The sequence below is a fragment of the Bailinhaonella thermotolerans genome, from assembly GCF_003594875.1.
GTDB lineage: Bacteria > Actinomycetota > Actinomycetes > Streptosporangiales > Streptosporangiaceae > Bailinhaonella > Bailinhaonella thermotolerans.
Map to the genome: position 1 here is coordinate 252,267 of NZ_QZEY01000002.1, position 12,905 is coordinate 265,171.

The following is a 12,905-nucleotide window of genomic DNA, read 5'->3' on the forward strand; positions in this document are numbered from 1 at the left end:
CCCCGGCGGGGGTCAGAGCCGCAGGGACCGGGGCGACAGGCGGTGCCGGAGGCGGCGCAGCGGGCCCGCCGCGCGCCGGGAGAGCCGCCCGAGGGCGTCCGCGTGGGTCCAGGCGGTGGCGGCGGCCGCCGGGGTGGGCGGGGCGGGGGCGAAGCGGGCGTCGTTGACCAGGTCGGCGAGCGGCCGCAGGTGGGAGCCGGCCTCGGGCCCCAGCGCCTCGGACGCGAGCGCGGCCACCTCGGCCGCCGACAGCGCGGGCGAGGCCGCCACGTCCAGCCTGCGCAGTTCCTCCCGCGTCTGGGCCCAGGCCCCGGCGACGCGCCCGGCCGGGTCCGCGGCCCCCCGGCGGCGGCGCCGGCGGAGGTACGGCAGGAGCAGCGCGGCGCCGCCGTACGCCGCGAGCAGGGCCGCGACCGCGCCGGCGGCGACCTGCCACCAGGGGAAGGAGTCCTCCCGCGCGGACTCGGCGGACTCCTCCTCCGCGGACTTCTCCCGGGGCGGGGGCGCGTCGGAGGAGGCCGAGTCCTCGACCTTCTTCTCCAGGTCCTGCCGCTCCTTGGTGGCCCCCTGCGGGACCTCGTGGTCCTCCTTGGCGTTCGCCCGGCCCGGCGTGGGATAGAACGGCACCCAGCCGAGGCGCTCGAACTTGATCTCCGGCCAGACCAGCACGTCGCCCGCCCGGACCCGGTGCGCGCCGCCTTCGGCCGCCCCGGGCCGGAAGCCCACCGCGACCCGGCTGGGCAGCCCCAGCGTGCGCGCCATCAGGGCGAACGCGGTCGAGAACTGCTCGGCCGTGCCTCGCCGGGAGAACTCCAGGAAGTCCTCGACGATCCGGTAGGAGTGGCCGGGGGGCGCGGTGACGTCGTTCTTGGCGTGCTTGCGCAGGAAGTTCTGCAGCCGGATGGCCTGCTGCGTCGGGAACCGCGCCCCGTCCGTCGCCTTCTGGGCGAGCCTGCGGAACTTGTCCACCTGGGGCGCGGGCCGCCCGGCCAGGTCGCCGGGCAGCGCGAGCGCGGCGCGGGCCTCCTCGTCGCTCGCGGGCACGGCGGCGCGCAGCTCGGCGGCGCTGGGCCGGGGAACCGACGAGGTGACCCGGTAGGACGTCCCCTCGCGGGGGCGCTCGGCGGCCACGAGCATGCCGCTGCCCGCGTCGGCGGACACCGTGACGCCGCTCACCGCCACCGGCCGGTCGGCGGCGGGCAGCCAGCTCCCCGGCAGCCGCCGGATCGTGACCTCCTGCTCCACCGTGTCGTGCCGGGCGATCGTCTCCTCGCCCGGCGCGGCCGGGGGGACGCGCCCGCCGGTCACCTGGAACCTCGCCGAGGAGGACCACCCGAGCCCGTCGTACCGGTCGAGCACGGCGAGCCGCCAGTTCGCGGGCGCGCTCGCGCGGACGGTGAACAGCTCCTGCTCGGGGTTGAGCAGCCACGCCGACACCCGGTCCAGCGGGCTCACGCTGTCGAACTTGACCGGCGGCGGCGCCTCCACGTGCTCACGCGGGTCGTACGGCTCGGCGGCCACCGGCAGCCGCGGCCCGGCCAGGGAGGCGACCAGCCCCAGCGCCGCCGCCGCGGGCACGGCGGGGGCCAGCCACCACAGCGGCCGCCCCGCGCGCGCGAGCAGCAGCGGCACGGCGGCCGCGGCCAGGCCCGCCGCCGGGAGGACGTTGGACCCCGGCCCGCCCACGCCGTAGACCAGGGCGGCCGCGAACACCCCGAGCGCCGGGAGCACCGGCAGCGCGGCGGCCCGGCTCCGCAGGACCGCCTCGGCCCCGATCGCCGCCGCGATCCACACGAGCACGTGCACGAAGACCAGCAGCCGGGGTTCCGGCGGGGCCGGTAGGATCGTGGTCAGCAGCCCCTTCCAGGAGTCCCGGAGCCCCGCGCCCACCGCACCGAGGGTGGCGGGCGCGGGCGCGGCCCGGAACACCCCGAGGCAGGCGGCCAGGAGCCACGCCAGCGCGCTGACCGGCAGCGACGCCCACAGCGGCAGCCGCGCGCACGCGGCCGCCACGATCACCGGCGACACCGCGGCGATCCCCGCGACGGGGGCCAGCTCGCCGATCGCGAACACCCGGTGGAAGGCGAGCCCGGCGACCCCGGCCACCGCCGCCACCAGGGTGAGCTCGACGCCGCGCCGCGCGATCCCCGCCACGTCCGCGCCGGGCCCCCGGCCGCTCCTCCGCGCCCCCCTGCCGCGGCCGGGCACCGGGACGTGGCCGGCGTCGTGGGCGGCCGGGTCGTGGGCGGCCGGGTCGTGGGCGGCCGGGTCGTGGCCGGCGGGGTCGTGGGCGGCGGGGTCGTGGGCGGCGGCGTGGCGGGCCGCGGGCGCGCCGTGGCGGCCGGGGGCGGCGGGCTCGTCGAGGGCGGGGCGCGTCATCGGGTCTCGCGGGTCCAGGCGGCGGAGAGGGTCTCCAGGTCGGGGACGTCCAGGACGGTCACCCCGGGCAGGGCCGGGGAACGGTGGGCCGACCCGGCGCGGACGCAGACGACGCGGTCGAAGCGGCGGCGCGCCGGGAGCAGGTCGGCCGGGTCGGCGGCGGGCCCGCTCACCACGACGAGCGCGCCCCCGGCGGCCACCCGGCGGGCGACGTCCATCGCCGAGACGCCGGGGGCGGGGGCGACCAGGGCGAGCCGGTCGAGGATGGCCTCGGCGTCGGCCGGGCCGCCCTTGGTCTCCAGGAGCGTGTCGGCGGCGGCGAGCAGGCGGACCGGGAAGTTCTGGCGGGCGGCGGCGACCGCGACCGAGGCGGCCGCGTCCACCGCCAGCTCGAACGCCTCGTCCCCGTCGTACGCCACCGGCCGCAGGTCGAGCACGACGGCCGTGGTGGGCAGGGTGGCGTCCACGAGCTGGCGCACCATGAGCGTCCCGGTGCGGGCGCTGGACTTCCAGTGGACGTGCCGCAGGTCGTCGCCCAGGACGTACTCCCGCAGCGTGTGGAAGGTGACCGTGCCCGCCGGGGCGTTGTCGGCGGAGGTCCCGTCGAGGTGGTGGGCCCGCCCCGACGGCAGCAGCGGCAGCGGCACCGTGCGCGGCCGCACCACGAGCGTCTCCGCCGCGCCGTACGACGTGGTCCGGCGCGACAGGCCCAGCGGGTCCGACCGCTCCAGCGTGAGCGGGCCGACCGGGATCTCGCCGCGCCGGTCGGTGGGCAGCCGGTACGTCACGGACCGGGCGGCGCGGCGCGGCAGGCGGGGCACCTCCACGTCGATCACCCGGCTCCCGAAGCGGTCCCCGGCGCGCAGGCCCGAGCGGGCGCGGCCCTCGTTCGTGACGTGGAGCACGGCGACGGCCGCCTCGCCCCGGGCGACCCGGAGCGGGGCGACCTCGCGGCGGACCTCCAGTCTCGGCCTCGGCAGGGTCCAGAGCGCGGCGGCGGCGACCGCGAGCAGCCCGGCGACGGCGAGGACGCCCGGCTCGGGGTACCCCAGCGCCGCGCCCCCGGCGTACAGGACGGCGGAGGCGGCCAGGACGCCCCAGCCGAGCCGGGTGATCACGCCTGCGGCACCGGGGTCGCCGCCAGCACCTCGCCCACCACCTGGGCGGCGGTCTGCCCGCGCAGCTCCGCCTCGGAGGTGAGGAGCAGCCGGTGCGCCAGCACGGGCGCGGCGAGCGCCTTGACGTCCTCGGGCACGACGTAGTGCCGCCCGGCCGCGACCGCGCGGACCCGCGCCGCGCGCAGCAGCGCCACGCTGGCCCGGGGGCTGGCGCCCAGCCGCACGTCCGGGGAGCGGCGGGTGCCGGCGACGACGGCCACGACGTAGTCGTACATCGGGTCGGCGACGTGCACCCGGGTGGCGAACTCGATCATCCAGGAGACGTCCTGGGAACGTGCCACCACCGGGAGCGTCTCGATCCGGGGCCCGGTCGGCATGCCGCGCAGCACCGCGACCTCGGCGGCGTGGTCGGGGTAGCCCATGGAGATCCGCATGAGGAACCGGTCGAGCTGGGCCTCGGGCAGCGGGTAGGTCCCGTCCATGTCCACCGGGTTCTGGGTGGCCACGACCATGAACGGCCGGGGCACGAGGTGCGGCACCGCGTCCACGGTGACCTGCCGCTCCTCCATGACCTCCAGCAGCGCCGCCTGCGTCTTGGGGGACGCCCGGTTGATCTCGTCGGCGAGCACGATGTTGGCGAACACCGGCCCAGGGTGGAACTCGAACGAGTTCGCCCCCTGGTTGAAGATCGAGACGCCGGTGATGTCGGAGGGCAGCAGGTCGGGCGTGAACTGCACGCGCCGCCAGCTCGCCTCCACGCTCGCGGCCAGGCTGCGCGCGAGCGTGGTCTTGCCGGTGCCCGGGACGTCTTCCAGCAGCAGGTGGCCTTCGCTGAACAGGCAGATCAGCGCCAGCTCGACGCTGTCCCGCTTGCCCTGGATGACGCGCTCGACGTTGCCGGCGAGCGCGTGGAACCGCTGCGCGAAGTGCCCGGCCATCGCCGCCGGGTCGTTCGCGACGTAGGTGTCGGCCGTCATCAGTCGGTGCACTCGTAGAGCGGGCCGCCCGGGAACGACCCCTTGGGCGTGGTCATGAGCGTGTCGCTGAGGTAGCCGACGCGGCCGCCCCAGGCGACGCGGTTCCACACGTCGCTGGTCTGCTTGCTCTCCGGCTCGGTGTACGACTCGCCCTTGACCTGGCAGATCACGGTGAGCGAGAGGTACTTGCCCTTCTCGATCTTGCCGATCTCGCCGGAGGCGGAGGGGCCGGGCCGGATGAGCGTGTTGGTCTGGTTGTTGTTGGCGTTCTTGTACGCCCTGCGGGGATAGGCCAGGCTCACGGTGACCGACAGGCCGCCGACCTCGCCCGCGCCGTTCTTCATCGACAGGGAGAACGAGTACGACCGGTTGTTGGCCAGCTCCTTGACCTCGGCGCTGGTCCCCCTGACCGTGCGGACCGCGTGGTCGGGCAGCCCCAGGACGTACTCGGTGTCCGGCCCGGCCCCGGGCGGGGCGTCCCAGCTCAGCGCGATCGCGCGGTTCATCGGCCGGCCCCGGAAGTTGGTCGGGGCCTGCGGCGCGGCGCACGGGCGCACGGACGCGGTCGGCTCGGACTCGGCGGTGCCCGCCTTGGACCTGGCCACGACGCGGAAGGTGTACTCCTTCTGGCAGTCGCCGCCGGTCACCGTGAACTGGAACGGCCCCTCGGCGTCCACCTGGCGGGGCGAGACGCGCACGCCGGGCGGGGTGGAACGCAGCTCGTACGCCTGGACGGTGCCGGTCGAGGGGGTGAACGTCACGGTGACGCCGCTCGCCGAGGTGGAGGCGGTGACGTTGCCCGGCGGGGTCGGCTTGCCGTCCCCGGGCTCCTCCCGGGGGTCGGGGGTCGGCGAGGGGCCGCCCGGGTCGGGGTCCTGCGCGGTCGGCGACGGGTCCGGCTCCGGCTCCTCGCCCCGCTGGGACGGGCTCGGGTCCGGCCGGCCGCGGTCGTCGTCGCGGCGGTCATCGTCGTCGTCCCTGCCCTGGCCGCGGCGGTCGCCGTCGTCCTGGCGGGCGGTCGCCTGCGGGTCGGGCGCGGCGGTGGTCGGAGGGGCGGTCCGGGTGGGGCCGGGCGCGTCCTCGTCGTCCTTCTCCACGCCGCGCGAGCGGCCCTCGGAGTCCACGACGACGGCCTTCTCGCCCTTGGGGTCGTTGGCCCACAGCAGCCCGTCCTTGACGAACACGTCCATCGTGCCGCCCCGGCCGGACACCGGCAGCTCCTCGACCATCTTGCGGGCGGCGGTGTCGTACACGAGCAGCCGGCCGCTGGACTGGTCGGGGATGTAGACGCGGCGGCCGAGGGCCTGCGGCGCGCCCACCTTGCGCCCGGTCACGTCCACGTTGGCGTGCATGGAGGCGCCGGTGGCGGTGTCCACCATGACGAGCTTGCCGGCGGCGGGCGCGAGCACCGGCACGACCGGGCCCTCGGTGGTCACCGGGACCAGGACGCCCGCGCCGGGGGCCTCGCGGACCTCCGCCGGGAGGTTGATCTTGACCTGGCGGCCGTCCTTGGCGATCAGCGTGGAGAAGCTCTGGCTCGTGTTGGTCACGACCGGCTGGCCGGCCGCCATCGTGAGCGACAGCCGGTCGCGCGGCTCGCCCACGGTCACCGGCTGGGCCGGCCGCCCGGCCTGGATCGGGACGAGCTGGCCGGTCGCGGGGGCGGGCACCCACAGCCGCCCGGCGTCGTCCACGCCGCCCAGCCCCAGCGGGCCGGGCAGCGCTACGGGCGCGCCGACCTTCTCCAGGGACGCCGCGTCGATCTGCTGCACGCTGCCCTTGAGGTCGATCGCGTACGCCGCGCCGGAGCCGATGACCACCTGGATCTTCTCGGCCGGGAACCTGCGGGTCTGCACGACGCTGAGCTGCGTCGGGTCGATGCGGCTCACGGTCCCGGTGGACTCGTCCACGAGCAGGACGCTGGCGCCCTCCTGCACGACCTTCATCCCGGCGGAGCTCTTGGCCGAGACCAGCTCGATCCGCCCGTCCACCGCGCCGGACAGGCCGTTGACGTGGGACACGCCCTTGCCGTGGCTGAGCAGCCACGCGCCGATGTCCGACAGCCGCGGCGTGGCGTTGGAGATGCCCACGCCGAACGCCACGGCCGCCGCGGCCAGCGCGCAGGCGACCGCGGCGGCGATGATCCCCGTCCGCCGGTCCGTCCCGCGACCGTTCACGCTTCTCGCCACCGTTCTCACAACCCCGTAGAAGACCCGATGCACAAATATCGCGTTTTATCGCAGGAGGCACTCTAGTGGGGGAGATCTTCCTCTCGCAGCCCTACCGACCGGTACGGCCTCGCCCGGCCTGTCACGAGGAGGGCGGCGCCCGCCGTACGGAAGCGGCGATTGTTCCGCTACAGGGGGATTTGAGGGGCATTTCGATGGATGCCCGAGACATCCAGTATTAACGATCTTTACGATGTCCCGAGAGCGAGAGGTCCTCGACCTGTCACCCTTCCCCCGGGAGATCCGCATGATCGAGTTCGACGGCCTCGTCGTGGGCGGCGGCCATAACGGCCTGACCTGCGCCGCGTACCTCGCCAAGGCCGGGCTCAAGGTCGCCGTCGTCGAGCGCAACGCCGTCGCCGGCGGCGGGTGCTCCACGGAGGAGCTGACGCTGCCGGGCTTCCGGCACAACACGCACAGCAACTACCATTTCCTGGAGGAGGGGCCGGTCCCCGCGGACCTGGAGCTGGCGCGGCACGGGCTGCGGTACGTCTACCCGGAGGTGCAGCACGCGACGCTGTTCCGCGACGGGACGGCGATCACCGTGCACCGCGACGCCGAGCGCACCGCCGACTCGATCGCCCGCTTCTCCCCCGCCGACGCCCGGACCTGGCTGGAGATGTACGCCGAGTACGGCGAGCGGGCGCGGGACCTGATGACGAGCTTCCTGTACTCCCCGCCGCTGACGCCGGCCGAGCTGGCCCCCCGGCTGCGCGGGGAGCTGGGGCGCGACCTGCTGAGCTACGCGCCGCTGACCATCCACGAGGCCGTGGAGCGCGCCTTCGGGCACGAGCGCGTCCAGGTCATGTTCAAGGCGTTCCTGCACATCATGTCGCTGGAGAACGTGCCCGGCACCGGCGGCTTCCTCCCCCGCCTGCTCTCGCGCGCCGCCCGCCTGGGCCTCCCCGTCGGCGGCGCGGTCAGCGTCGCCCGCGCGCTGGAGAGCGTGATCGCCGAGAACGGCGGGACCGTGATCACCGGGCGCGCCGTCGAGCGCGTCCTGGTGGACGACGGGCGCGCCACCGGCGTCCTCCTCGACAACGGCGAGCGGATCGCGGCCCGCCGGTTCGTCGCCAGCGCCGTGGACGCCCCGCAGACCGTGCGGCTGGCCGGGCCGGAGAACTTCGGGGCGGACCTGGCCGCCAAGGTCGAGGCGTACGCGTGGGCGCGGCACAGCCTGGTCACGCTCCACCTGGCGCTGGGCGAGCCGCCCCGCTACTCCGCGGCCGAGTACGATCCGGACGTGGACCGCGCCTTCCTCGTCGTGCTCGGCGCCGACGACTCCGGGGAGATGGAACGCGGCTTCGACGCCATCCACCGGGGCGAGCTGCCCGAACGCCTCGCGGGAAACGGCGCGACGCCGACCCTGTTCGACCCGTCGTACGCCCCGCCCGGCAAGCACGTCTCCTTCTGGTGGCCCTGGGCGCCGTACGACCTGGGCGGGGATCCGGCCAACTGGGACGCCATGGGCGAGGAGATCGGCCGCCGGATGCTGGCCGAATGGGCTGAGTTCGCGCCCAATCTCCGGCAGGATGGCACCGTGCTCGGCTCGCGTCTCTTCAGTCCCCTCGACATCGAACGCCATTGCGTCAACATGGTCCGCGGCAGCCACCACGTCGGCGCCTACGAGCCGTCGCAGCTCGGCGCCAACCGGCCGGTCCCGGAGCTGGGCCGCTACGCCACCCCGGTCACGGGTCTGTTCCTGTGCGGCGCCAGCAGCCACCCGGGCGGGTCGGTCTCGGCGGCGCCCGGCTACAACGCCGCCGGGGTCATCGCCGAGGCCGTCGGCGTCGAGCCCTGGTGGACCCCGGTCCCCGCGCCCTCCTGGGACGCCGCTCTGTGAACCACCGTTTCGTTCTCAAGCAGTGGAACAGCGACGAGACGGACCGGGAGACCGTCGCCCTCACCCAGGAACGTCTCGCGCTGCTCAGCGACGCCGGCCGCAAGATCGGCAGCACCCTCGACATCGGTGAGACCGGCCGGGAGCTGATCGACGTCGTCGTGCCCCGGTTCGCCGACGCCGCCGGGATCCTCGTGCAGGACCGGCTCCTGGCCGAGGGCGAGTTCCCCGTGCGCCCGACCGACGGGTCCGCCGAGGTCCGCCGCGTCGCCGTCGGCGTGGCCGACGACAACCCCGAGGAGTGGCAGGAGGCCTTCCCGGTGGACGAGCTCGTCGTCTACCCGGCCTGGACCCCCTACGCCCGGTGCATGGCCACCGGCGCGCCCGTGCTGTTCACCACCATGGACACCGAGACCGCCGAGGACATCGCCCGCTCGTGGCGGCGCGAGGTGATCACCGGGCTGCTCGACCACGCCTCGATGCTGCTGGTGCCGCTCAAGGCGCGCGGCAACGTGCTCGGCTTCATCGTCTTCACCCGCAAGAAGGGCAGCCTGCCGTTCGACGAGCACGACGTGACGCTGGCCGAGGAGCTGGCGCTGCGCACCGCCGTCTGCATCGACAACGCCCGGCTCTACAACCGCGAGCGCCGTACGGCCCTCGCCCTGCAGCGCGGGCTGCTCCCGGCGGGGCTGCCGACGCCGCTCGGGCTCGACGTCGCCTCCCGGTACCTCCCGGCCAGCGACCTGACCGGGGTGGGCGGCGACTGGTTCGACGTGATCACCCTGCCCGGCTACCGCGTGGCGCTGGTCGTGGGCGACGTCATGGGCCACGGCACCCGCGCCGCCGCCACCATGGGCCAGCTCCGCACGGCGGTGCGCACGCTGGCCAGCCTCGACCTGACCCCGGCCGAGGTGCTGTACCGCCTCGACCTGCTGGCCCAGGACCTGGGCCCGGCGCAGATCGCCACCTGCGTCTACGCCGTGTACGACCCGGTGACGCAGGTCTGCTCGATCGCCCGCGCCGGGCACGTGCCGCCGATCCTGCTGCACGCCGACGGGGAGAGCGAGATCGTCGAGATGCCGTCGGGCGTGCCGCTCGGCATCGGCGGCGAGCCGTTCGAGATGATCGAGATCACCCTGCCGGACGCCGCCACGCTGGTGCTGTGCACCGACGGGCTGGTCGAGAGCCGCGAGAGCGACATCGACGCGGGCCTTGAGGCCTTGTGCGAGAGCCTGACCGGGCCGCCCCGCGACCTGGAGCGGCTGTGCGACATGACCCTGGGCGGGCTGCGCCGGGGCTACGGCCGCGACGACATCGCGCTGCTGGTCGCCCGGGTCCGGCCGCTGGGCGGCGACGAGTTCGCCTCCTGGACGCTGCCCGCCGACCCCCGCTCGGTCCGCGAGGCCCGCGCCCACGCCCGCGCCACCCTGGCCGCCTGGGACCTGTCCGCGCTGTCGGAGACCACGGAGCTGCTGGTCAGCGAGCTCGTCACGAACGCCGTCCAGCACGGCCGCGGCGAGGTCACCCTGCGCCTCCTGCGCGGCCGCACCCTCATGTGCGAGATCGCCGACCGGTCCGCCGCCGTCCCGTCCATGCGCAAGGCGGCCCCCGACGACGAGACGGGCCGCGGCCTCCAGCTCATCAACCTCCTCGCCCACCGCTGGGGCACCCGCCAGACCCCCGAAGGCAAGATCGTCTGGTGCGAGCAACGCCTCCCCGGCTGATCCCCTCCCGCCCGGGCGCGCGGGGACGGCGTGGATGTGTGAGGGTGTCGGCGGCTGGCCGTACGCTATTCCCTCGTGTCTGAAAGTCTCGGCTCGGGGGCTCCCGGGGAAGCGGAGGCGCTGAGCCTGGACTCCGCGCTCGCCGACGAGTCCGTGCTGGCCACCTATCGGCGGATGTTCGCGGCGCTGGCGCGGGACAGCGGGGCGGTGGTCGAGGACCCGATGCTGGTGGACATCGCCGAGACGCTGTTCGCGGCGTTCGCCGAGGCCGGGGAGGACTGGCTGACGCACGAGCGCATGCGGCACGTCTGCCGGCGGTTCCCGGCGGAGGCGTTCGAGAACCGGCTGCGCGTGCTCAAGGCGCTCGGCGCGATCCGCGAGGTGTTCCCCAAGCCCAACCAGCTCCGCTACCGCGCCTCGTTCACGAGCGTGGTCGGGCTGATGTTCGTGCGGCGCATGATGGCCGACGGCGGGCAGAGCGAGATGCACCGGCTGCTGGCGCTGGAGGACCTCAACGTCGCCGACCCCCGCACCACCGAGGAGGAGGCGCGCGCCAGCGCGGACGGGCTGGCGCTGGCGTTCCGGCTGTGGGCGCTGGAGCTGGTGACCCTCGCCGCCGGGACGATCGAGGAGCTGCGCGAGCAGGCGCCCAAGCTGTGGGGCACCGAGGAGATCACCGCGCGCGCCGAGAGCGTCCACGCCACGATCCTGAGCCGGTGGCCCTCGCTCGACCGGGTGTGCACCGAGCTGCGCGCCGCCGTGTACGCCTACAGCGACGCCTCCCGCCGCGCGGCGCGCCGGCTGGCCGACTCCGCGGGCACCACCCGGAACCTGACGCTGCTGCCGCCGGAGACCTGGCGGACGTTCGCCCAGACCGCCTCGCGGGAACGCCTGGCCGCCGTGCTCGACGGGTTCGTGTTCGACGCGCCCGCGCCCTGGCACGACCCGTCCGACATCGTGCGGGCCGTGGACGAGGCTCCCCGCCCGGCCCCCGCGCGGCCCTCCCCGCCGCGGTCCGACCTGCCCGACCCGGGCGCCGCCGCGGCCGACGCCCGCTCCGACACGAGCGTGCTGGACCGGCTGACCGCGATCGCCGAGGGCGCGCTGGGCGGGGCGGACTCGGTCCCGGTCGCCGACGCGCTGCGCGCCGCCGGGGACTGGCCCGCCGCCCGCCGCCTGCTGGCCGACCTGGCCACCGCCGACCTGCGCCCGGAGCTGCCGTACCGGCTGCGCTGGGCCGACGGCCTGGCCGCCGATCCCGGCTCCCCGCTGTCCTGGGCCTCCCACGGCGTCTTCGAAAGGTCCGCGGCGCATGGATGACACCGCTCTGGCCTGGGCCCGCGCCCGCGCGCTCGGCCCCCTGCCCCTCACCCCCGGCGTCCCGGGCGCCCCGGACGGGATGGTCCGGCTGGAGCGCGACGGGCGCGCGTGGGCGCTGCCGCTGCCCCCGGACGGCGCGACGCCGGGCCTGCTGGAGGAGTACCAGATCGCGGGCGTGCCCGTGGAACGTTCCGGCGAGACCCGCAGGGTCCTGGCCGCCTGCCTCAAGTGCTGCTGGCGCGACCTGCAGGCGGACCCGTGGCCCGGGGAGCCCGCGCCCGTCGAGGACGTCCTGTCGGTCTACCAGCACATGATCGGCCGGTCCGACGACATGCACCGGAACTGGGCCCTGGGCGCCCTGCGCCGCCTGTGCGACTCCGCCTGGCTGGAGCAGGCCGACGGGATGGTCCGCCTCGGCCCCCGCGTCGCGGCCTGGACCCCGGAGTCCCATCACCAGCTCCGCGACCTCTGCCGCCGCCTCCCCTCCCCCGCCCCGCCCGCCGCGGCCCCCCTGCCGGAGGGCGCGGGCCCCGCCGGCGAGGACGGCGACGCCGTACGGCCGGCGGGCGCGAGCGCCGGCCCCGGCGTGGACGCGATCGCCGGCCCCGGAGTGGGCGGCGCGCTGATGGACGCGGAGACCGGCGGCGGGGAGGCGCGGGCGTGAGCGGGCCGTTCGAGTCGTCCCTGAAGGCGTACGACGAGCGGCGGCGAGCCGAGCTGGTGGCGGCGTTCGCGGCCGTGGAGTCCGCGGCCGAGCCGGTGCCCGAGGTCCGGTTCGCGGCGCTGCGGGACCCGGCGCTGCGCCGTACGCTCGGCGAGATGCTGCACCGGGTGGGGCGGCAGCTCATCCGGGCGCGCTCCGGCTGGACCTCGGGGTACCGCGACGACGTGGCCGAGGCGCTGGCCGGGGAGGCCCGGCTGGGCGTGTCCGAGCGCGCGGTGCTGACGCTCGTGCTGATCCACTCGGTGGCGATCCCCCGGGCGGAGGGGCGGCTGGCCGAGGACACGTGGACGTCGCCGCATCCGACGCCGGTGGACGAGCTGCGCCGCCACACGCAGATGCCCGTGGGCGAGCTGGACGGCGCCCTGCGCGCGCTGCGCCACGCGGGGCTGGTCAGCCAGGTCAAGTCCACCGAGGACACGCTCGGCGGCTACGTGCCGGGCCCGCAGTTCCACCGCCTGTCCCCGGCCGCGCGCCGCCGCCTGCAGGAGGAGCTGATCCTCGCGGCGGGCCCGCGCACCCCGCTGGCGGCGGCCGTGCGGGCACGGAGAAGGGCGTCCCCCGCCCCCTGACACCCTCGCGCCGATCACGCGGGCAC

General features: G+C 75.9%; 9 protein-coding genes. 5 read left to right on the forward strand and 4 right to left on the reverse strand.

The features are described from left to right. Positions 1–12: 12 nt before the first annotated feature. From D5H75_RS06365 to D5H75_RS06380, 4 genes are read right to left on the reverse strand one after another with little or no spacing between them, the layout of a single operon-like run. Positions 13–2,379, reverse strand: a complete 2,367-nt coding sequence (locus tag D5H75_RS06365; protein WP_119925409.1) for a transglutaminase TgpA family protein — start codon at positions 2,377–2,379, stop codon at positions 13–15. After that, positions 2,376–3,497 (reverse strand): DUF58 domain-containing protein, encoded by a 1,122-nt coding sequence (locus tag D5H75_RS06370; RefSeq protein WP_119925410.1) that lies wholly within the window; start codon positions 3,495–3,497, stop codon positions 2,376–2,378. Before D5H75_RS06370 ends, D5H75_RS06365 begins: the two co-directional genes overlap by 4 nt. Beyond that, positions 3,494–4,486, reverse strand: a complete 993-nt coding sequence (locus tag D5H75_RS06375) for an AAA family ATPase (protein WP_340137751.1) — start codon at positions 4,484–4,486, stop codon at positions 3,494–3,496. Before D5H75_RS06375 ends, D5H75_RS06370 begins: the two co-directional genes overlap by 4 nt. Then, positions 4,474–6,651, reverse strand: a complete 2,178-nt coding sequence (locus D5H75_RS06380; protein WP_119925411.1) for a fibronectin type III domain-containing protein — start codon at positions 6,649–6,651, stop codon at positions 4,474–4,476. The genes D5H75_RS06375 and D5H75_RS06380 overlap by 13 nt, the downstream gene beginning before the upstream one ends. 244 nt (positions 6,652–6,895) lie before the next feature. On the opposite strand from D5H75_RS06380, the gene D5H75_RS06385 reads away from it, so the two are divergent. The 5 genes from D5H75_RS06385 to D5H75_RS06405 all read left to right on the forward strand — a co-directional run bounded on the left by D5H75_RS06385 (position 6,896) and on the right by D5H75_RS06405 (position 12,879). Then, positions 6,896–8,545, forward strand: coding sequence for a phytoene desaturase family protein (locus D5H75_RS06385; protein WP_119925412.1), 1,650 nt, complete (start codon positions 6,896–6,898; stop codon positions 8,543–8,545). Next, a complete protein-coding gene (locus tag D5H75_RS06390; RefSeq protein ID WP_119925915.1) occupies positions 8,542–10,266 on the forward strand; it encodes an ATP-binding SpoIIE family protein phosphatase in 1,725 nt (574 codons plus the stop codon). The genes D5H75_RS06385 and D5H75_RS06390 overlap by 4 nt, the downstream gene beginning before the upstream one ends. A 75-nt stretch (positions 10,267–10,341) precedes the next feature. Then, a complete protein-coding gene (locus D5H75_RS06395) occupies positions 10,342–11,586 on the forward strand; it encodes a hypothetical protein (protein ID WP_242454021.1) in 1,245 nt (414 codons plus the stop codon). Further along, positions 11,579–12,250, forward strand: a complete 672-nt coding sequence (locus D5H75_RS06400) for a hypothetical protein (RefSeq protein ID WP_202637886.1) — start codon at positions 11,579–11,581, stop codon at positions 12,248–12,250. Before D5H75_RS06395 ends, D5H75_RS06400 begins: the two co-directional genes overlap by 8 nt. Then, entirely contained in the window at positions 12,247–12,879 is a 633-nt protein-coding gene (locus D5H75_RS06405; RefSeq protein WP_119925413.1) for a hypothetical protein, read from the forward strand. Before D5H75_RS06400 ends, D5H75_RS06405 begins: the two co-directional genes overlap by 4 nt. Positions 12,880–12,905 lie beyond the last annotated feature (26 nt).